Origin of the sequence: Neptunicella sp. (assembly GCF_048268085.1) — a bacterium.
GTDB lineage: Bacteria > Pseudomonadota > Gammaproteobacteria > Enterobacterales > Alteromonadaceae > Neptunicella.
In genome coordinates this window covers 12,672-32,969 of record NZ_JBLWWF010000009.1, presented here as the reverse complement: position 1 = coordinate 32,969, position 20,298 = coordinate 12,672, and the positions used below count along the sequence as shown (strand labels likewise).

Sequence of the window (20,298 nt, the reverse complement as noted above, 5' to 3'; positions counted from 1 at the left end):
AAATAAGAATGAGGGAGTGGCACAAAGCAGACTGTCAGATTTAGTTAACCTCTATAATAAAAAGTGTCAGATGAAGTTGTAACTATTCCAAATAACGTCGCTAATATTGTGATCGGCAGGTATATGAGCTGAAATTCGATTATTGGCGCAGAATTTTGTCCATGGCTTTACCTTTGGCCAGTTCGTCTATCAGCTTGTCCAGATAACGTATTTTTTGCATCAGCGGATCATCAATGTCTTCAATTCGCACTCCACACACCACGCCTTTAATCTGTGAACAATTGGGATGAAGCTGCGGTGCCTGGGCAAAAAAAGTAGCAAAATCGTTTTGTTGCTCAATTTGTTGTTCTAGTCCTGCCTGATCATAACCGGTCAACCAACAAATAATCTGGTCCACTTCTTCTCTAGTGCGGTTCTTGCGCTCGGCCTTTTGAACGTACATGGGATACACCTTGGCAAAGGCCATTTTAAAAATACGATGTTCAGGCATAGCATTTCTCCTTTAACAACGCGGACCGCGAAGTCCTTTATGGATTTACAGTGTTGTCACCTAATTCTAACGATCGTACTCCCTGCTGAACAACGGGTAGTAATTGTTCCGGTCCTAAACCCGCGCGGGCAAGCCCGGCGGTTCCATGCAACAGTGTGCTCAGAAATCTGGCGTGTTGTTCAGCGTTACTACTCAGACCTTGTTGCATGGCTTCCGGATCGTTCTGGAAAATTTCCCGCAACGCCTTGTAGATTCCCTGTATACGTTCATCCAGCACCAACTTTATCGCTTCTGGAATATCAGAATTGGCTGACTCGGAAACACCGGCACACAAAAAGCATCCTTTAGGACTTTGATCATCACATTGGCTGTTAACGATGGCTGTCAAAAAGTTTGTGATACGTTGTTTCAGGTCAACGCCTTCGGTGTAAAGCAACGAAAAATATGTTTCTTCAACCTGAGTGCTGTATTTATTCAGCGCCTGAATAAACAAGGCTTCCTTGTTGCCGAAGGCACTGTATAAGCTAGGTTTATTTATCTGCATCGCGTCGGTTAGCTCAGACAATGATGCGCCCACGTAACCTTTGTGCCAGAACACCTTCATCGCTGCATCTAAGGCAATGTCTTTATCAAAGGCTAATTTTCTACCTGCAGTCATAAGATATTTCTCATCGCTCTAAATATATTTTGCATTATTGTACCGATTGGTATAATTTAATCAACACTGTACCGATCGGTACAATTTATAATTCACTAATTGGAGCTAGAACAATGAGTCAGAAAATAGAAAATAAAGTGGTGTTGGTAACCGGTGCTAACCGCGGAATCGGTAAGCAGATTGTGGAAACGTTTTTAGCTCGTGGTGCAAAGAAGGTTTATCTCGCCGTAAGGGATGTGACATCTACCAAAGAGCTTGAAGATCTCTATGCTAGTCGGGTTGAAGCAATAGCGCTGGATATAACCGACAAGGATGCCATTAAACGGGCGGCAGAGCATGCCGATGACGTCGATATTCTAGTCAATAATGCCGGTGTGTTGGTGCCTAAAGGCCCGTTGGAAGATGATACCGAACAGGCGCTGAATTATGAGTTGGAAGTTAACTTATATGGTCTACTACGCTTGGCTAATGCCTTTGCGCCGGTGCTTGAAAAGAACCATGGTGTTCTGGTGCAGCTCAACTCGGTCGTGTCGATCCGGAACTTCTCCAATTCTGCTACTTATTCAATATCAAAAGCCGCTTCTTACTCTCTGACCCAGGCACTGCGAGAAGTGCTAATACCTAAAGGTGTTCAGGTGTTGAGTGTACATCCTGGTCCAATAGCCACGGATATGGGAGCTACTGCGGGTTTTTCTGACGCAGCCAGTCCAAAGGTTGTTGCCGACGGGATTATTACTGCAATAGAGAAAGGTGATTTTCATTTGTTTCCTGATGACGTTGCCCAGCAATTCTGGGGTGCCTATCAGGGCTACTCTGATGCTTTTGTTACCGCAAATTTATCAGGTGAATAGGCGGCGAAGCATAAACCCAACAGGCGCCCGATAAAGGGCGCCTGCTTGAAGGTTTAGTTTGCTGTGACTTCAAAGGGGGAGGCGGGTAAGCCTTCTTTATTATATAAATTGGCGTTTTCAGGATTATCCTGCCAGCCATAACGTACCGAAACCGGTGCCGCTACATCTTCACTGTGCAGTTCAACTTTATCGCCTTTGATGGTGGCTTCAGCCCAATGATAAATGCCATCTTCGCCTGCAATTGCAAAGCCAGTTAACTTGTCGCCTTTGACCTTTAAGCCACTGCCAGTGTGATTAAAGTTAACCACTAACGAATTGCCCATAGCTTGCGCACTTTGAGCGATGGGGCCGGAATAGACCAGATCTTCGCCATAGGCGATATGCTGCGCCGCCAGTGATAAACGCTGGCCAACAGTTTGTTTATCCAGTGGGTGAATATCATTCCATTCACCCACATCGGTAATGACTGCCATGCCGGTGTTGGGTTCCGATAAGGTGTCTAACTGTGCTTGACGTAGTTCTGCCCAGCCACTTTCTACTGGTTGGTCATGATAGGCCTGAAAATTGGCTAACTGCACAAACAGGAAAGGAAAATCACCCTGCCCCCAATGACGACGCCAGTCCTGGATCATGGTGGAAAATAGCGCATGGTAATCGCTTGGATGGCCGGTATTGGATTCACCTTGATACCAGATCACCCCTTCAATGGTATACGGCAATGCCGGAGAGATCATGGCGTTAAACAAGCCGGTGGGTTTGTATTGGATAAAGGTGTCGCTAGGCAAACGTTCTGCCGTGGCGCCAATTTTGTATTTCCAGCTACCGGTTAAATCAATATGCTGGTCTTCACTGCCTAACCAGTAAGGTTTGTCGGTGACAAAACCACCTCGCCCCTGACTATTGACTACCCGCACGACGATAGAGTTTTTTCCCTGTTTGAGCAGGCCTTGTGGCACGGTATAACGTCTTGGTGGATATTGATAAGTAATATTGCCCACTTGCTGACCATTAACAAACACCTGATCGGCATCGACGATGCGCCCCATCATTAATTTTTGGCTTTTTCCGGCCATGTCTGCCGGTATGTTGATGTCTTTGCGGAACCAGATAACCCCTTCTTTAGGCTCTAACATGCCATCAGGCCACATGCCGGGGAGCTGATAAGTTTGCCAGTCGCTATCATCCACATCGGGTTGTTGCCAGTTATGTTGCAGACCTAGATCACGACCATCCAGATCGCCATACCAATCGTCATTTTTTTGTTTATCTGCGGCTTTAACTTGGGCGATATAACCCTGTTGTTGATAGGGCGTGAGTTCTTTTACATAGGTAGGAAATGCCTGCAAGGCATCTTCGCTGATCCATGATTGCACTGGTGTACCGCCAATCGGGGTTTTAATAATCCCCACCGGCACATGATATTTTTGTTGCAGATCACGGGCAAAAAAGAATGCCACGGCGGAAAACTTCAATACACTTTGTGGTGTGGCTGCAACCCATTCGCCATTGGGATAATCGCTATGTTGTTTATTAAAGTCGTATTGCATACTGACATTAAACTGGCGAATCGTGGGGTAGTTGGCATCAGCGATGACTTGTGGAAAACGTTCTTTAACCCGTTCCATCGGCAGTTCCATATTGGATTGTCCACCAGCGACCCAGACTTCACCAAATAACACATCTTTAACCGTGAGTTTATTGTTGCCTTGCAGGCTGATGGTGTGAGTTTTACCCGCTTGTTGTGCAGGTAAGGTTAGTGACCATTCTCCCGTTGGGCTGGTAACACGGCCAACTAATTGCCCATCTAAACGGACGGTAACCGCTTCATTCGGGGCTGACCAGCCCCAAATGCGTACGGGTTTATCACGTTGTAAAATCATACCGTCAGAAATCAGTTTGGGCAGAGTTATATCTGCCAGTGCAGGTTGGCTTAAAATTAGCCCGCTCAGTAAAGATAAAGTCAGTTTACGCATTAGCCTTGTCCTGGTGCATAGGGAAATTTAAGGGATTGATAATATTCCAGACTGTGCTCGGGTCGTTCTAACCCCTCTGGAATAGGACGTTTAGAGAACGTTTGGAAATATAAAACACAGGCATCTCGCCACCATTTGGCTTCTTTTACCTGTATGGCCAGCGCCATTTTGACTTGTTCAAACTGGTTTGGCTCAATTTGATCTTTGATTGCCAGCCATTGCTTTTGCATTTTTTCCACGCCTTTGGCGCCATGGTAATAATGTTTTACCAGTTCATTCCAAAGCGTGTCACCGGAAGGCATTGTGTAATCCCAGCTTAGATGATGGAACCACAACAACAGTTCTTGCGGTGTTTTTTTCGGATCAGCAAAGATTTTTTGCCAGTAAGGGGCGTATTGTGAAATCGCGTTGGTGCCGGATGCGGTACGATCCAGTCCAATTCCCTGTTCATCGGCTCGGTGGTAATAAGTCGGGTTCCAGTCGGCACGGCCAAGATTATCGACCCAGGGGCCGGGACCATAGTGATGGCCGGTATCCATTAAATGGTGCAAACCGAGCGGGGTCATATAATCGACAATCAATTCGCGCGATCCCATCATCATGTCTTTGATGGTATTAACCGACTGTTTATCATCGGTCAGGGTCATTTTAATCCATTCATCGGCGATGTCAGCGGCACTAAGCTGATCATTCCAAGCCAGGCGACCAAACACATACCAGTTTGCCTGACCAAAAATATGTCCGGTCCAGTTTCTGTCCATACCAATATTGGCCACACCTGCCATCGCGGTAAGTGGTAACGAATCCAGACTACCGTCAATCACTTTGGCAACCGTCGAGCCCGGGCCTTCGGTGTGGGTATCTGCATCCAGCGCTTCTTCATACAGGGTACCCAAATATGCCAAGTGGGTGCTAAAACCTAAATATTCCTGTGTAATTTGAAATTCCATCGCAAGCGAGGTGTGCGGCATGGCACCAAATAACGGGCTGAAAGGTTCCCGTGGCTGAAAATCTATCGGCCCATTTTTAACTTGCACACTGACGTTGTCGTCAAATTTGCCGTCCAGTGGCACAAATTCGTTATAGGCTTGCAGACTGCGTTCGGCTTTGGCGTCATGGGCATAGACAAAGGCTCGCCACAGTACATTGCCGCCGTGAGGTTTTAACGCACGCGCCAACATATTGGCTCCTTCGGCATGAGTACGGCCGTAATCACCGGGGCCGGGCTGACCTTCAGAGTTGGCTTTAACCAAATAGCCGCCAAAATCCGGGATTAGTGCATAAATTTCGTCGGTTTTTTTCTGCCACCAGTCATGTACTTTCTGTTCGGCCGGATCGGAGGTGTCTAACCCACCAATCTGTTGTGGTGAGCTGAATTTAATCGACAGATAAACCTTGATGCCGTAGGGACGGAAGATATCGGCCAACGCTTTGACTTTTTGCAAATAAGCCGGGGTCAGGATCAGTGAATTGGCGTTAACGTTATTGGGTACAATGCCATTAATACCAATCGATGCATTGGCACGAGCGTAGTCGTAGTAGCGCTGTTCTTTGTAATCAGGCAGCTTGTGCCAGTCAAAAATAGATTCGCCCGCGTAACCCCGTTCGGTGTGGCGATCCAGATCATCCCAATGATTAAGCATACGTAACTGAATCTTGGGAATTTCAATGTGGTCTAGTTTGTTCAGTGACTGACCGGTTTGAATTCGTCTGAGTAGATCAAACGTGCCGTACAACAGGCCGATGTCGCTGTTGGCAATGATCAGCATCTGGTCAGCAGTAGAATGAAGTAAATAACCTTCCTGACCTAGTTTGTTCAGATCGTGATGGATTTTAAACTGCTTTAGCTCTGGGCTATCACTTTTAAGCATCAGCAAACTGGCCTGTTTGGCGTTGGCTGCCGGTTTTATTGGCTGACTCAATAAGCCATGGCTGGCAATTTTTAGTTCATGCTGGATGATGCGGGTTGTGTCGGATTGAGGCGCAATAAACAGTGACTGCAAAGTGTGGCTGTATTGCTGACGTTGCGCGTTATCCTCAATTAAATCGTATTTTAACCATAAGCGGTAACCGTCTTCGCCACTGAACTTGTCTTGCGCTATTGCTACTCTGCCGATTAACGACGACAGGACTACAAGCAACATAAAAAGTGTTTTCATTCTCATTGTTTATCCATCTGTTAGCTCTAACAAAAGCTTAACATTTAAGCTTGTGCTATCGGTACAGCAGTGATTTATTTCGTAGTCACAATGTTATAAATCATAAACTGGATAACCAACGGGGTAGAGATAGGCGTCAGGTTTTAGTAGCGCCAAAATGCCGGGAAGAACAATGCCATCACGGTAAAATATTCCAGTCTGCCAAGGATCATGGCAGCCGATAGCAGCACTGTGCCGGTGTCACTGACCGACTGAAAGTTGCTGGCGACATCACCAAAACCCGGGCCTAGTACATTAACGCAGGCTGCGACGGCAGTAAAAGCGGACCAAAAATCCATTCCGGTAATCACCAGTAGCAACGTGATTAACATTGTGATACCTGCCGCAAACGACATAAATGCCATCACGGCATTACGGGTATCACGGTTTACGGCGCGTTTTTGGTAGCGTAAAACCAAATCCGCACGTGGATGCAGTAGCTGGGCGATTTCCCGTCGAATCACTTTAAAGGTCACAATATCACGGATAATTTTGTTGCCACCGGCGGTGGAACCGGCACAGCCCCCCAGGTAACCGGCAAAAACTAAAAACATGGCGGTGGCTTCTGGCCATTGGCCAATATCATCACCGCCAAAACCGGTGCTGGTGATAAATGAGATCACATAGAAAAATGCATAACTCATGCTTTCAGCCAGGCTTTGGTAGCTGCCATTACTAAATAGGTAAAGGGTTAATACAATCGCCAGCGTGACAACAATTAACAGAAACACTCGTGTTTCTTCATCTTGCCAATACAGTTTCGGCCGCAATGAATTTAACACCCGAAAATGCAAGCCAAAACTGATTGCTCCGAGCAACATAAAAACATTGGCAATGGCAAAAATAAGATGACTGTTGAAATAGCCCAAGCTGTCATCGTGGGTGGAAAAACCGCCAGTGGAGACCGTGGTAAAACTATGGCCAATAGCATCGTATGCTGACATACCGGCTAACCAGTATGAGAATGCGCATAACACGGTAATGATTAAGTACACCATCCAGAAGTAATGGGCGGTGCTGGCAATACGTGGTGATAGCTTTTCATCTTTGACCGGTCCGGGAGTTTCGGCTTTGATTAGGCGCATGCCACCGACGTTGAGCATAGGTAAAACGGCTACCACAAAAATAACGATGCCTAAGCCGCCCATCCACTGTAAAAACTGACGATACATCAGGAATGATTTAGGCATATCGTCCAGCCCACTCAGTATCGTCGCCCCGGTTGTGGTGAGGGCACTGATCGATTCGAAAACCGCATCGATAAAACTGACCTTAGTGACAATTTCAATCGGTAGGGCGCCCAATATGCCACACAGCAGCCAGGTTAAGGTGGCAAAAAGTAACGCGTCACGGTTAGAAATTTGACTAAGATCGTTTTGTTTCAGGGCAAATAAGATCCCCAAGGATAAGGCTATTAAACTGATGCCCGGCTCAAAAAAGGCCGCCGCATTATTGTCGCGGAACAAAAATAATGACAGTAAACCAAAGCTGACTTGTACCGCACCCATCCATAACATCGGCATGGACAACAATCGGACTGTATTACTGGCATTCACCATTGGCTGGTTGTTTATCCTTTGCCCGTGGCCGCTGGATCAACCGGCTCTTGCACAAACCGGTAACCCACGCCAGGTTCCGTTTTGATAAAGGTTGGGTTATCGGGATCATCTTTGAGTTTTTTACGCAATAAGCTGACAAAAATCCGTAAATAGTGGGTATCACCCGAGTGGCTGGCACCCCATATTTTTTCCAGTAACTGCTGTTGGGTAACTAATTGATTTGGATGGCTGGCTAAAAAAGACAGCATGGCAAACTCTTTACGGGATAACGCTAATTTTTTGCCATGACACCATGCCTGATGATTAGGAATGTCCATGCGTAAATGAGTAAATTCCAATACACCAGAATGAGCGGATTGTTGATTATCAGTTAGATCCCGCAGCAATACTTTGATTCGGGCTATGAGTTCTTTAATCCCAAAGGGTTTGCTGAGGTAATCGTTGGCACCGCCCTCAAGCAGTTTGACCTTTTCATCTTCGGCATCGCGAGCCGTGAGTACCAGAACCGGAACGTTACTCCACTCGCGCAGTCGTTGTAATACCTTAAAGCCATCTTCATCGGGTAAACCGAGATCCAGAATGATCAGGTCGGGATTCTCTTGTGCAGCGAATTCCAGCCCTTCAGCAGCAGTCGTTGCCTCCAGAAATTCAAAATTTTCGGCCGTTAACGATATACGGATAAAGCGTCGAATTTGCGGTTCATCATCAATTACCAGAATACGTTGCATTATTTATTTTCCTTTTTCGCAGCAGGCAATCGAATGCGCATGGTACAACCGGTATTAGTGGGAACAATATCCAGTAATCCCTGATGTGCCTTAACAATACCCGCAGTTACTGCCAGCCCTAAACCTGTCCCACCTTCGCCCGCATCACCATGGCGAGTGGAGTAAAATAACTGAAATACTTTTTGGTGCTGGGCTTTGGGAATGCCCGGACCTGAATCGCACACCCTAATTTCCAGCCATTTCGCAGATGCACTGGCTTGAATAATAACAGCAGAGGAGTGTCCCGAATACTTTAATGCATTATCGATGACATTATAAATCGCCTGTTCAAGTAACGAGCCGCGAATATGCACATGGGGCAAGTCTTGCTGATATTCCAGTTTAATTCTGGGGTCATCAAAGCGTTTAACAATTGACTGTAAAACCGGTACAAGTGATTGATAATTGGTCTGTAAGCGCATTTCACCATGCTGTATTTTGGTCGCTTGCAGCAAATTTTCGATATACGAATGCAGACGGTGACTTTCATCCAATGCCGCTTGTAATAACTCGGTTTGTTCATCTTTGCAGAGCTTGTCGTTGTAGACTTGCATCGTGCTTAGGGTACCGATAATGGTTGACAGTGGTGTACGCAGATCATGGGAAACCGACAATAGAATACTGGAGCGCAATTGCGCCTGACGTAATGCTTCTCCCTGATTGCGATAAAAGTTGGCCAAATGGCTGGTTAGTAACGCCACCGTTAAAAATACCAGCATATTGACGATGTCTTCGGCATCAATCATATGCATCGCGTAACGGGGTTCAATAAAGAAAAAATTGAAAATCAGCGCACCGATAAAAGCGGCAACAATGGCGGGTATTTTTTGACCTTGCAACGCCACAATGACCACACCTAACTGGAGCATCATTAGGGTGCCTAGCTTGGGCAAAAACCAGTGATCGAGTAAAAATGAGAAGGCTCCCATAGTCAGCATGATCAACAACGCATTTAGATAAGGGTATTTGCTAATAAGATCTGATAGTTGCGGCATCAATATTTTCTACAAGGAGATAAAACAAAACCGAATCTTTATGAGCAGCGAGGAGGAATTAATACCCCACTACCTAACCGATAGTTAAAGCTATCATAACCGCTATAGCGAGGATGTAAAATGCGCGTAAATATTAAGTCATGGGGGAATATCTCTCGCTCCTGATGACATTTCGGTAACCGCGACAATAATTTTTGTTGCCAACTTGTTAATAAACGTAATATGGCATCACTTGTCGCCATACAAACTGATGGCCATACTGGCGGCATGTTTTGTCTAGTCGGTTTCCCATTATGCTAATTCGTTTACGTTCCCTGTTTATATTGATGACATTGTTCACGCTTGCCAGTTGTATGCCGTCATCCCGGCAACCGGATCAGTCTGCGTTGCTACCCTTTCAAAATGCCCAACTCAGCACCGAGCAACGAGTGGATGATTTGGTGTCGCGTTTAACACTGGATGAAAAAGTCAGTCAGATGATGAATGAAGCACCAGCGATTGAGCGCTTGGGTATCCCCGCTTATAACTGGTGGTCAGAAGGTTTGCACGGGGTAGCGCGAGCGGGATTAGCCACGGTATTTCCTCAGGCGATTGGTTTAGCCGCGATGTGGGACAGGCAGCAAATGTTTGATGTCGCCACCGCCATTTCTGATGAAGCTCGTGCTAAACATCATGATTTTGCCGCCAAAGGTAAACGTTTTTTGTATCAGGGGCTGACGATCTGGTCGCCTAATATCAATTTGTTCCGTGATCCTCGTTGGGGACGAGGCCAAGAAACCTATGGTGAAGATCCTTACTTAACCGGAGAGCTGGCGGTACCCTTTATTAAAGGCTTACAGGGCGATGATCCGAAATACCTTAAAACCGTTGCTACCGTAAAACATTTTGCGGTGCATAGCGGTCCGGAGCCTGAAAGACACGAATTTAATGCCACCACTAACAAAAAAGATCTGTATGAAACTTACCTGCCCATGTTTGAAAAAGGCATTAAACAGGGTGGAGCTTATTCATTGATGTGTGCCTATAACCGTTATAACGGTGAAGCCGCTTGTGGCAGTCAAACCTTGCTGCAAGATATTTTACGTCGCGACTGGGATTTTGACGGTTTTGTGGTCTCGGATTGTGGCGCGATTGAAGATTTTCACGCTCATCATAAAATTACCCAGTCTGCTGCTGAAAGCGCCGCATTAGCAGTCAAAACCGGCACTGATCTGAATTGCGGTAAAGTCTATTCCAGCCTTAAAGAAGCCGTTCAGCAAGGCATGATTAGTGAGCAACAGATTGATGTATCACTGAAACGTCTGTTCACGGCTCGTTTTAAACTCGGTATGTTTGATTCTGCCGAACAGGTAGCTTACCAGAATATTCCCTATTCAGTGGTCGATAGCGAAGAACATCAGCAGCTTGCCCTGCAATCCGCGCGTAAATCCATGGTGCTGCTCAAAAATGCCAATCATACCCTGCCGCTGAAAAAAGATATTGGCACACTGGCAGTGATTGGCCCCAATGCCGACCAGTGGTTGATGTTATTGGGCAACTACAATGGCGTACCTTCCGATCCGGTTACTCCACTGCGGGGAATACGTGACAAAGTGTCAGCCAATACCAAAGTCCTGTATGCACAGGGCAGTCAATTGGCAGAGGGGATTCCGATGTTTTATCCCGTTCCTGCCAGTGCTTTGCAACACAATGGCCAGCCCGGGTTACAGGCGGAGTTTTTTAACAATAGCGAGCTGCAGGGTGAGGTATTGTTTAGCCGGATTGATGCTAACGTGGATGCTAACTGGAATGACAAAGCCCCTCGTGATGATATGGATGACGATAATTTTGCTGTGCGCTGGAGTGGCGAAATTGTGGCTGATAGCGATGGTGAGTACCAACTTGGGGTGATTAGTAGCTGTAATACTAAACTCTATCTGGACGGTGAACTGGTCGCCTCCACTAAGTATCATTTTCGTGATGAATATGGCGATCCCCGTTTAAGAAAATCCCCAGTACTTAACCTAACAAAAGGCCAGCCGCACAAGATAAGAATAGAAGCGGGTGAGACCTATGCCGATGCACAGGTGCAACTGGTGTGGGCCAAACCTCAACCGGATTTGCATCAACAGGCGCTGGATGCAGCCAGTCAGGCTGACGCGGTGGTGATGTTGATGGGATTGACCGCGCGTTTGGAAGGCGAAGAAATGGATGTGCATACCGATGGCTTTAACGGCGGTGATCGCACCAAAATCGACTTGCCACAAGTTCAGCAGCAGTTGATTAAAGATATTCAGGCACTGGGTAAACCGGTGGTGCTGGTATTACTCAATGGCAGTGCGCTGGCGGTAAACTGGGCAGATGAACATGTACCCGCCATACTGGAAGCCTGGTATCCCGGTCAAGCCGCTGGTACGGCTATTGCCGATGTATTATTTGGTGATGTCAATCCGGCTGGGCGCTTGCCGGTTACTTTTTATCATTCTGTCGATGAGTTACCTGCGTTTGAGGATTACAACCTGACCACTCAAACTTACCGCTTTTTTAACCAACAACCCTTATATCCTTTTGGTTACGGTTTGAGTTATAGCCGTTTTGAATACAGCGATATTGCAGTCAAAGAAACCGGCGAAGATAAGTTTAATGTCAGCGTGACGTTAACCAATAGCGGGGATATGGACGGTGATGAGGTGGTGCAACTTTATGTTGGTCAAGCAGAGCACACCGGGCATCATCCTATCCGCAGTTTAAAGGGCTTTCAGCGCGTGCATCTGGCGGCCGGGGAACAACAAACAATCGAGTTTGCGTTAACTCGGGAGGATTTCGCCTTATTTGATCAACAAGGTGAGGCGAAGGTAGTACCGGGTGATTATCGCGTGTCGGTGGGCGGCGGCCAACCGGATCAAAAAATCAAAACAACGTCCAATGTTCAATCGATGATGGTGTCGCTCTAGAGGCATTGCGCAGCGTGATATAAGAGGGAAGTGAAAGATAAATAATCAATAACATATAGCCAATAATATACAACCGGGACCTCGGTATTTTTAAGGGCTGTGCTAGACTGCCTGAAAAATAAAAAATGACTGACAGCGGTAACGTTGATCAGTGAATACCACCCTACACAATACAGAGGTCTACATGACTGATTTTCGTCAACAGGCATTGGATTACCATGCCTTGCCGGTGCCCGGTAAAATTAGTGTCGAGTTAACCAAACCGGCAGAAAGTGTAAAAGATTTGGCTTTAGCTTATAGCCCCGGTGTGGCTGAGCCAGTACGTGAAATTGCTGCCGATCCCGATGCCGCCTATTTATATACAGGCAAAGGTAATATGGTCGCGGTGATTTCTAACGGTACCGCGATTTTGGGTCTTGGCAATCTTGGCCCGCTGGCGTCCAAACCGGTAATGGAAGGTAAAGCGTTGTTATTTAAGCGTTTTGCTGGGTTGGATGCGATTGATATTGAAGTGACCCACCGCACTACCGAAGAATTTATCAATACCGTGGCGAGTATCGCTGATACCTTTGGCGGTATTAATCTGGAAGATATTAAAGCGCCGGAATGTTTTGAAATTGAGCAGGAACTGGTCAAGCGCTGCAATATTCCGGTATTTCACGACGATCAACACGGTACGGCTATCGTCACCGCTGCCGGTATGCTTAATGCGCTGGAGATTCAGGGTAAACAATTACATGATGCCACCATCGTGTGCATGGGAGCAGGTGCGGCCGCGGTGGCGTGTATGGAATTACTCATCAAATGCGGCGCCCAGCGCGAGCGCATTTACATGCTGGACAGACAGGGGGTGATCCACACCCGGCGTGATGACTTAACCCCGCATAAAATGCTATTTGCCAACAATACCGATAAGCGAACACTCGACGACGTAATGAACGGTGCGGATGTGTTTGTGGGCGTATCGGGTCCCGATGTATTACCCGCAGAATCATTGAAACTCATGGCGGCCAATCCGGTGGTGTTTGCCTGCTCGAATCCGGATCCGGAAATTAAACCGGCATTGGCACATCAGGTACGTCAGGATCTCATTATGGCGACCGGGCGCTCGGACTATCCCAATCAGGTTAACAATGTATTATGTTTCCCGTTTATTTTTCGTGGTGCGCTGGATGTCAGAGCTAATACCATTAACGATGAAATGAAAATTGCGGCAGTAGAAGCGATTCGGCAAATTACCAAAGAACCGGTATCCGATGCGGTATTAAAAGCCAGTGACGTATCCAAGCTGGAATTTGGTAAAGAGTATATTATTCCCAAGCCAATGGATCCTCGTTTATGCCAACGGGTCGCCAAGGCGGTCGCTCAGGCTGCCATCGATACCGGGGTTTCTCCATTTGAAGCATTACCCAAAGGATATATGAGTGAATGACAACGATGAATAAAGGATTGGCATTAAAATTACTGGAAGATTCAAACGCGTCTTTTGAGCAACGCTTGGTTATGCTGGAAAAGCCTCTTGCTGATTTAGCGCCCGGACAAGTGCGGGTTAAAATGTTGGCGGCACCGGTTAATCCATCTGATTTGGTGTATTTGCGTGGTCAATATGGATTACCCCCTCAGCAGGGTGCTTACGCGGGATTTGAAGGTTGCGGGATTGTGGTTGAGGCCAATGCCGGATTATATGGCAAATGGTTAATTGGCAAGCGAGTGGCTATTTCAGCTCAGCCCGGCCAAGACGGAGTTTGGGCCAAATACGCTACCACGTTGGCTAATTATTGTTTACCGCTCCGCAAAGACATAGATGATATTCAGGGTTCTACTCTGATCGTTAATCCCTGTACGGTAATCTGTTTGTTGGAACGAGCCCAACAATTGGGGGCCAGGGCGATTGTTATCAACGCGGCGGCGAGTCAGGTGGGTAAAGGATTAATTCGTTACGCCAAAATGCACGGGGTTAAAACCATTGCTACTGTGCGCAGCGCCAAAAATGTTGAAGCCTTGACTAAACTAGGCGCCGATTACGTGTTGCTCACGACCGATGATGACTTTTCTGCCCAGCTTAAACAAGCTGCCGAGCAATGCCGTGCCAGCGTGTTAATGGATGCGGTGGCCGATCAGGATACGGCCAACGTGCTTAAACAATTACCTAATGGTAGTACCGCCATCGTCTACGGACGCTTGCAAGAAAGTCATGATCCATTGGGAGGCCACTTTAGTGTCGGGGATGTGATTTTTCGTGATAGTCGAATTGAAGGATTCTGGTTGGCGCGCACGATTCGCCAGTCATCCTTATGGAAAGTGTTTCTGCTCAATCGCAAGGTACAAAAATTATTTGCCGAGGGCGTTTTCCACACCGATATTCGTGGTGAATATGGTTTCGATGATTTTATTCCTGCCTTGCAACACTATGCTGAAAATAAAAGTGATGGCAAGGTGGTTTTAAGACCCAATCAATAACCATGCTCGATTAAACCGGCTTAGAGGAGCTAAGATGTATCGTCGTTTAATGCTTTTTTTATTTATCTGTATCAGCTCAGTGTTAGCCGGTTGCGCCTCTGATCCTGTAACTCAAGATAATGCGGATGTAACTTCGTTGACTGGAACGTGGCGGGTTGAAGATATTAATCAAACGGGTGTGACTGACTACGCCATGCTGACTATGCAATTTAGCGAGCAGGGCAGAGTTAGCGGGTCAACCGGGTGCAATCGTTACAACGCCAGCTTGCAAACAGACAATGGTAATTTTGTCGTGGCTAATACGATTTCTACCCGTCGGGCCTGTGTGCCCGCCATTGCCAACCAGGAACAACGTTTTTTAGCCGCATTAAATGAGGCGGCGACCTATCAGCTTAAACAACAAACCTGGCTGATAATATACGATGGGTCAGGTCAGCCGCGATTAACGTTGACTCAGATGCAAGCTGCTTCAGAATCAGCCAAGCTTATTGCCGATAAGCCGCTAGCCAACCGCAAGATGTTTCGCTGCGAGCAACTGGGAGAGGTGGGGGTTCGGTTTTTGGGACCTGAAACGGTGGAATTGTCTATTAATGGCCAAATGAATGTATTGCAAAGAGATCCTGAGGCTTCGGTAGCTCAATATACCAATCGTATGATGTCGTTCTGGAAACAAGGTAATCAAGCGCAGTTGAACCTTAATCAACAGCACTATCAATGCCATTTAATTCAGCCATAAGGTTGGTAAACAAATAGGTGAATAACTCATATTGGATACGGCACCATGATTTACGTGTTTTTGTTTAACTGTTTGGTTGTTGCCATTGCGGTCGTGATTCATTACGAGTGTCTTTATCGTATTACATTTTACTTTCCCAGAATGACAATCAAGCATCGTTATCGGATCGTGTTTGGTGTGTTTGGTGCACTCATTGCTCATGCACTGGAAATATGGGTTTTTGCGCTGGCTTATTATTGGATGAATCATGCCGACAGCTGGGGAAAACTGGTTGGTAATTTTGATGGTAGCTTAATGGACTGTGCCTATTTCTCATTTACCGTATTTAGTACGGTGGGCTTTGGTGACATTGAACCCATCGGTGATCTTCGCTATTTGACCGGTATCGAGTCTTTAACCGGGTTAGTGCTGATTACCTGGACCGCGTCATTTTTATTTATTGAAATGCAACGTAACTGGAGTACCAAGTAAGGTTAGTGGTGGTTCGTTTAGCTATAGCTGTCCGCTAACGTTTCACTATTAATACATGGGTGACATTTAAGTCCATTTGCCTCAAGGTTCATCTCTCTCCCGCAGCCTATGCCTTGGCAAAATAGTTGGGGAGCCATCGTTTTATTTTTACTGATTCAAATGGCTTGGATACGCTACTGGCGTATCCTTTAATCATTGAGCCAGCTTAATGCGGTTGCGGCGTCGTCGAAATATTTGACTTCGCCTGAGATAAACCACGATCCGACTTTGGCGATGATTTCTTGCCAGTGTTTATTTCCAAAGATGGCGATTTTTTCAAATTCATTTCCATGCTTTAACCCCAGTTTTAAATCATCCCAGGCGGCTCTGAGTTCCCACCCTTCTAGCTCGGTGCCATCAATCAGTACATTAACCTTAGGTTGTTTTACTGCGCCTAATGCGGAATCAATCATTGGGGTAATCGTTTCATAATCAGCGTGAGTCAGCTTGCCTTTTGCTTTTAAAAATAAGAAAAAATGATTGCCGCTACGTTCAATACCAATAGATAAGCCATGTCGGGTGTTTGTCACAATATGCTCCTTGAGTGAATTGATGCACTATCAAAATTTAGCAGATAGTGACAACAAAGGCATATTCTCATTGTGGTTTGATTAGGGTCTGTTGATCTTTGCTGTATACTTTTGCAACGAGTTGCGCGGTATTTAAACAATGAAGCACGATTGTGGTGTAGTTGTTCTACATGAATGAGTGCTGAAGCAGTAGAAATGCCGCGCAAACGTTGCCCGAAGGGTTCGTCCTAAACGCTTTTTACTCATTGTTGCTTATTTTTGACTTAATCCATTAGGCCTGCAAATAAGCGTCGCGATTAAAAAGCGTTTAATTAGAACAAAATTCATACAGCAAAGATCAACAGACCCTAGGATTATCAGGATTTCTGCCAACATTTAGCTAAGCTTAAAGCATTCGATAATTGACGGCGTTGCAATGATGCAAACACTCAGGTTGGGCAGTAGCGGTGAATTGGTGAGACGTTTACAGCAACGTTTATCTGAACTTGGTTGCTATCATGACAGCATTAATGGTGAATTTAATGATGCGACACAGCAGGCTGTTGAATATTATCAAGGCCAGCATCAACTGACCATTGACGGGGTAGTTGGACGTAATACCCAGGGTATGTTGGGGCTGGATTTGTCCGAGCAGCAAGTGTTTGCTGCAATGCAAGATAAAGTGCTGGATGTACTCATGGTACAACGTATTTGCCATGATTCATCAGCTGGCAATATTCGCACTCACTGGCCGTTAATTTTGCGATCCATGCAAGCACAGCAAATGGGGGATAATCCCATGTTATTAATGGCTGTCGCGACAGTGTATGTGGAAACAGGACGCTTTTGTCCATTGGATGAATATCAATCCAAATATAACACCACCGCCAATGGACATCCGTTTGATAAATATGATGATCGGCATGATTTGGGTAATCAAGGCTATCCCGATGGCAGCCGTTATAAAGGAAGGGGCTATATTCAGTTGACCGGACGTGCCAATTATCGTGATATTGGCCAACGTCTGGGGATCAGTGACCGGCTTGAGCAGGATCCTGAAATGGCCAATGATCCACAAGTGGCTGCCGATATATTGAGTATGTTCCTCAAACGAGCCGAAGATAAAGTGCGTCAGGCGTTAGCCCAGTCTGATTTAGCTCAGGCCAGAAAGCTGGTTAATGGTGGCTCGCATGGCTTACCGGAATTCAAGCGGGTGTATCTGCTTGGGGAACAATTATTGAAATAATAGGTCGATATTATCCGTCATTATAAAAACAACAGAGACCAGCATTATTTTAAATCTATCCCCACCGATCATTATAGATATTGAAGCCAGTGGTTTCGGTGCAAACAGTTATCCGATTGAAGTGGGTGTTATCATGCATAATGGTGAACGCTACTGTCGGCTGATTAAACCACAACCTGAGTGGCAGCACTGGGATGAAAACGCCGAAGCCTTGCATGGGATCCAACGTCAACTCTTGCTCGAAAAAGGCACTAGTGCTCATCAGGTTGCACAAGAACTCAATTGTCTTTTAGCCGGTAATACGGTGTATTCCGATGGTTGGGTGGTGGATAGCCCCTGGCTGATTAAATTACATCACGATACCCAAATTGCCATGCAATACCGGATTAGTTCATTGGAAATGATTTTGACTGAAGCGCAGATGCAAATATGGCATCATACTCGCAGTGATTTACAGGATGAATCATCATTGCCTCGTCATCGAGCCAGCACCGACGCCAGCATTATTCAGCACACTTACATGGCCACACGTCACCTGACCCACGCAATTTAATATCAGCCAAAAGGTTGAATTTACTGGAATTGTCACCATATTCCGGCAGTAAAAGAGGAATGGTACCGATATGAATGCATTACAAATTGACGGTTTAAAGAAAACCTACAAGAGTGGCGTTGAAGCGCTCAAAGGAATTAACCTGAATGTTAGCGACGGCGACTTTTTTGCCTTGCTGGGACCAAACGGAGCCGGTAAGTCCACCACTATTGGTATTATTGCCTCGTTAGTTAATAAGTCTTCAGGCTCGATTCTGGTCAATGGCCACTCAATTGATACGGATTTGATTGAGGCCAAAAAATGTATTGGTTTGGTGCCACAAGAATTTAATTTTAATCAGTTTGAAACCTTGCAACAGATCGTGGTCAATCAAGCCGGTTATTATGGCGTACCGCGCAATATCGCCAGACAACGTGCCGAAAAATACCTGAAACAACTGGAATTATGGGATAAACGCTATTCACCTGCACGTTCCTTGTCAGGGGGCATGAAACGTCGTTTGATGATTGCCAGAGCGTTAATGCATGAGCCTAAAATATTGATTCTGGATGAACCCACTGCCGGGGTTGATATTGAAATTCGTCGTTCCATGTGGACCTTTTTGAAGCAGATTAATGAGCAGGGCATTACGATTATTTTGACCACCCATTATCTGGAAGAAGCCGAAATGTTGTGCCGTAATATCGCCATTATCGACAAAGGGATTATTGTCGAACACACCAGTATGAAGAATCTGTTATCCAAACTGAATATTGAAACTTTTGTGTTGGACTTGGACGTTAAAGACGGGCAAAAACCGGTATTACAAGGTTTTGAATACCGTATGTTGGATGATCATACGCTGGAAGTTGATGTCGCCAAAGAAGCGGGATTAAATCCAGTATTTAGCCAATTAACTGAACTGGGAATTCAGGTACTGAGCATGAGAAATAAATCAAACCGACTCGAAGAACTGTTTGTGCGCTTGTTGGAAACCGGACGTAATGGGGAGAAGGTTAATGGCTAATCAAACGTTTACCGCCTTACGAACCATTTGGATCAAGGAAATTACCCGTTTTATGCGGATATGGGTACAAACCCTGGTCCCTCCTGCGATTACCATGAGTTTATATTTTGTGATTTTTGGTAATTTAATCGGTAATCGTATTGGTCAGATGGGCGGCTTCAGTTATATGGAATTTATCGTTCCTGGCTTGATTATGATGTCGGTGATCACCAATGCCTATTCCAATGTTAGCTCGTCATTTTTTAGTGCCAAATTCCAGAATAATATTGAAGAAATGCTAGTCGCACCGGTACCGACTTGGGTGATTATTGTTGGTTTTGTTGGCGGTGGCGTGGCCAGAGCATTAATTATCGGTGTGATTGTGACGTCTGTGTCGTTGTTTTTCGTTGATCTGCAAATTTATAATCTGTTTGCCGTTGTTGCGACATTATTGCTGACTGCCACCATGTTTGCCGCAGCAGGTCTGGTTAATGCTGTGTTCGCCAAAACGTTTGACGATATTAGTATGGTTCCAACCTTTGTGCTGACCCCTCTGACCTATTTAGGTGGCGTATTTTATAGCCTGACCCTGTTGCCCGAGTTCTGGCAAACCGTGAGTAAAGGTAATCCGATTGTGTATATGGTTAGTGGTTTTCGTTACGGCTTTTTAGGGGTGAGTGATGTGAATTTCTCTACCTCTATGATGGTCTTGGTCGGATTTAATATTCTGTTATTTACCGTGGCGTATCAGTTACTAAATCGTGGTGTGGGTATTCGCCACTAAATTACCCTTTAAATAGACTAGTTATCTCAAGCCAGTGATTGAGCGTTTTGCTCGTCACTGGCTTTTTTATTAGTCGTCACAGCTTGTTCAA

General features: G+C 45.8%; 18 protein-coding genes. 10 read left to right on the top strand and 8 right to left on the bottom strand.

Annotation, left to right across the window (positions count from 1 at the left end; translation table 11 throughout):
• Positions 1–139: 139 nt before the first annotated feature.
• Both ACTD55_RS08985 and ACTD55_RS08980 read right to left on the bottom strand, forming a co-directional pair.
• Positions 140–490 carry a DUF2200 domain-containing protein gene (locus ACTD55_RS08985; protein WP_438863990.1) on the bottom strand — a complete coding sequence of 117 codons (351 nt, stop codon included), beginning with the start codon at positions 488–490 and terminating at the stop codon, positions 140–142.
• Positions 491–527: 37 nt separating this feature from the next.
• Positions 528–1,148, bottom strand: a complete 621-nt coding sequence (locus ACTD55_RS08980) for a TetR/AcrR family transcriptional regulator (protein ID WP_438863989.1) — start codon at positions 1,146–1,148, stop codon at positions 528–530.
• 113 nt (positions 1,149–1,261) lie between these two features.
• Between ACTD55_RS08980 and ACTD55_RS08975 the strand changes: the two genes are divergently transcribed.
• A complete protein-coding gene (locus ACTD55_RS08975) occupies positions 1,262–1,999 on the top strand; it encodes an SDR family oxidoreductase (RefSeq protein WP_438863988.1) in 738 nt (245 codons plus the stop codon).
• Positions 2,000–2,052: 53 nt separating this feature from the next.
• Here ACTD55_RS08975 and ACTD55_RS08970 read toward each other — a convergent pair whose 3' ends face one another.
• From ACTD55_RS08970 to ACTD55_RS08950, 5 genes are all read right to left on the bottom strand, one after another.
• The gene (locus tag ACTD55_RS08970) at positions 2,053–3,972 is read right to left on the bottom strand and encodes a sialate O-acetylesterase (protein ID WP_438863987.1); all 1,920 of its coding nucleotides are present in this window, start codon (positions 3,970–3,972) and stop codon (positions 2,053–2,055) included.
• The gene (locus tag ACTD55_RS08965) at positions 3,972–6,131 is read right to left on the bottom strand and encodes an alpha-glucuronidase family glycosyl hydrolase (RefSeq protein WP_438863986.1); all 2,160 of its coding nucleotides are present in this window, start codon (positions 6,129–6,131) and stop codon (positions 3,972–3,974) included. Before ACTD55_RS08965 ends, ACTD55_RS08970 begins: the two co-directional genes overlap by 1 nt.
• A gap of 143 nt (positions 6,132–6,274) precedes the next feature.
• Complete coding sequence (locus ACTD55_RS08960) at positions 6,275–7,729, bottom strand: TrkH family potassium uptake protein (protein ID WP_438863985.1); 1,455 nt, start codon at positions 7,727–7,729, stop codon at positions 6,275–6,277.
• Positions 7,730–7,740: 11 nt separating this feature from the next.
• The gene (locus ACTD55_RS08955) at positions 7,741–8,460 is read right to left on the bottom strand and encodes a response regulator transcription factor (RefSeq protein ID WP_438864098.1); all 720 of its coding nucleotides are present in this window, start codon (positions 8,458–8,460) and stop codon (positions 7,741–7,743) included.
• The gene (locus tag ACTD55_RS08950; protein WP_438863984.1) at positions 8,457–9,491 is read right to left on the bottom strand and encodes a sensor histidine kinase; all 1,035 of its coding nucleotides are present in this window, start codon (positions 9,489–9,491) and stop codon (positions 8,457–8,459) included. Before ACTD55_RS08950 ends, ACTD55_RS08955 begins: the two co-directional genes overlap by 4 nt.
• Positions 9,492–9,784: 293 nt before the next feature.
• On the opposite strand from ACTD55_RS08950, the gene ACTD55_RS08945 reads away from it, so the two are divergent.
• The 5 genes from ACTD55_RS08945 (at position 9,785) to ACTD55_RS08925 (ending at position 16,091) form a co-directional block, all read left to right on the top strand.
• Entirely contained in the window at positions 9,785–12,424 is a 2,640-nt protein-coding gene (locus ACTD55_RS08945) for a glycoside hydrolase family 3 C-terminal domain-containing protein (protein ID WP_438863983.1), read from the top strand.
• A gap of 184 nt (positions 12,425–12,608) precedes the next feature.
• Positions 12,609–13,856, top strand: a complete 1,248-nt coding sequence (locus ACTD55_RS08940) for a malic enzyme-like NAD(P)-binding protein (protein ID WP_438863982.1) — start codon at positions 12,609–12,611, stop codon at positions 13,854–13,856.
• On the top strand, positions 13,853–14,884 hold the full coding sequence (locus ACTD55_RS08935; RefSeq protein WP_438863981.1) for a zinc-binding dehydrogenase: 1,032 nt from the start codon (positions 13,853–13,855) through the stop codon (positions 14,882–14,884). The genes ACTD55_RS08940 and ACTD55_RS08935 overlap by 4 nt, the downstream gene beginning before the upstream one ends.
• Positions 14,885–14,918: 34 nt before the next feature.
• Positions 14,919–15,620, top strand: coding sequence for an META domain-containing protein (locus ACTD55_RS08930; RefSeq protein WP_438863980.1), 702 nt, complete (start codon positions 14,919–14,921; stop codon positions 15,618–15,620).
• Positions 15,621–15,665: 45 nt separating this feature from the next.
• The gene (locus ACTD55_RS08925) at positions 15,666–16,091 is read left to right on the top strand and encodes a potassium channel family protein (RefSeq protein ID WP_438863979.1); all 426 of its coding nucleotides are present in this window, start codon (positions 15,666–15,668) and stop codon (positions 16,089–16,091) included.
• A 188-nt stretch (positions 16,092–16,279) separates the two neighbouring features.
• Here ACTD55_RS08925 and ACTD55_RS08920 read toward each other — a convergent pair whose 3' ends face one another.
• Positions 16,280–16,660, bottom strand: a complete 381-nt coding sequence (locus ACTD55_RS08920) for an STAS/SEC14 domain-containing protein (RefSeq protein WP_438863978.1) — start codon at positions 16,658–16,660, stop codon at positions 16,280–16,282.
• 415 nt (positions 16,661–17,075) lie between these two features.
• Here ACTD55_RS08920 and ACTD55_RS08915 point away from each other — a divergent pair, with 415 nt between their 5' ends.
• From ACTD55_RS08915 to ACTD55_RS08900, 4 genes are all read left to right on the top strand, one after another.
• Positions 17,076–17,885 (top strand): peptidoglycan-binding protein, encoded by an 810-nt coding sequence (locus tag ACTD55_RS08915; protein ID WP_438863977.1) that lies wholly within the window; start codon positions 17,076–17,078, stop codon positions 17,883–17,885.
• A gap of 133 nt (positions 17,886–18,018) precedes the next feature.
• The gene (locus ACTD55_RS08910) at positions 18,019–18,438 is read left to right on the top strand and encodes a hypothetical protein (protein WP_438863976.1); all 420 of its coding nucleotides are present in this window, start codon (positions 18,019–18,021) and stop codon (positions 18,436–18,438) included.
• A gap of 70 nt (positions 18,439–18,508) precedes the next feature.
• Positions 18,509–19,444 (top strand): ABC transporter ATP-binding protein, encoded by a 936-nt coding sequence (locus ACTD55_RS08905; RefSeq protein WP_438863975.1) that lies wholly within the window; start codon positions 18,509–18,511, stop codon positions 19,442–19,444.
• The gene (locus tag ACTD55_RS08900; RefSeq protein ID WP_438863974.1) at positions 19,437–20,207 is read left to right on the top strand and encodes an ABC transporter permease; all 771 of its coding nucleotides are present in this window, start codon (positions 19,437–19,439) and stop codon (positions 20,205–20,207) included. The genes ACTD55_RS08905 and ACTD55_RS08900 overlap by 8 nt, the downstream gene beginning before the upstream one ends.
• Positions 20,208–20,298: the final 91 nt, after the last annotated feature.

Excerpts from the sequence above, each read along its gene's own strand:
- ACTD55_RS08965 (WP_438863986.1), bottom strand. The coding sequence starts at position 6,131 with ATGAAAACACTTTTTATGTTGCTTGTAGTCCTGTCGTCGTTAATCGGC.
- ACTD55_RS08915 (WP_438863977.1), top strand. The coding sequence starts at position 17,076 with ATGATGCAAACACTCAGGTTGGGCAGTAGCGGTGAATTGGTGAGACGT.
- ACTD55_RS08940 (WP_438863982.1), top strand. The coding sequence starts at position 12,609 with ATGACTGATTTTCGTCAACAGGCATTGGATTACCATGCCTTGCCGGTG.
- ACTD55_RS08930 (WP_438863980.1), top strand. The coding sequence starts at position 14,919 with ATGTATCGTCGTTTAATGCTTTTTTTATTTATCTGTATCAGCTCAGTG.
- ACTD55_RS08935 (WP_438863981.1), top strand. The coding sequence starts at position 13,853 with ATGACAACGATGAATAAAGGATTGGCATTAAAATTACTGGAAGATTCA.
- ACTD55_RS08950 (WP_438863984.1), bottom strand. The coding sequence starts at position 9,491 with ATGCCGCAACTATCAGATCTTATTAGCAAATACCCTTATCTAAATGCG.
- ACTD55_RS08975 (WP_438863988.1), top strand. The coding sequence starts at position 1,262 with ATGAGTCAGAAAATAGAAAATAAAGTGGTGTTGGTAACCGGTGCTAAC.
- ACTD55_RS08945 (WP_438863983.1), top strand. The coding sequence starts at position 9,785 with ATGCTAATTCGTTTACGTTCCCTGTTTATATTGATGACATTGTTCACG.
- ACTD55_RS08970 (WP_438863987.1), bottom strand. The coding sequence starts at position 3,972 with ATGCGTAAACTGACTTTATCTTTACTGAGCGGGCTAATTTTAAGCCAA.
- ACTD55_RS08985 (WP_438863990.1), bottom strand. The coding sequence starts at position 490 with ATGCCTGAACATCGTATTTTTAAAATGGCCTTTGCCAAGGTGTATCCC.
- ACTD55_RS08980 (WP_438863989.1), bottom strand. The coding sequence starts at position 1,148 with ATGACTGCAGGTAGAAAATTAGCCTTTGATAAAGACATTGCCTTAGAT.
- ACTD55_RS08910 (WP_438863976.1), top strand. The coding sequence starts at position 18,019 with ATGCATAATGGTGAACGCTACTGTCGGCTGATTAAACCACAACCTGAG.
- ACTD55_RS08960 (WP_438863985.1), bottom strand. The coding sequence starts at position 7,729 with ATGGTGAATGCCAGTAATACAGTCCGATTGTTGTCCATGCCGATGTTA.
- ACTD55_RS08900 (WP_438863974.1), top strand. The coding sequence starts at position 19,437 with ATGGCTAATCAAACGTTTACCGCCTTACGAACCATTTGGATCAAGGAA.
- ACTD55_RS08905 (WP_438863975.1), top strand. The coding sequence starts at position 18,509 with ATGAATGCATTACAAATTGACGGTTTAAAGAAAACCTACAAGAGTGGC.
- ACTD55_RS08925 (WP_438863979.1), top strand. The coding sequence starts at position 15,666 with ATGATTTACGTGTTTTTGTTTAACTGTTTGGTTGTTGCCATTGCGGTC.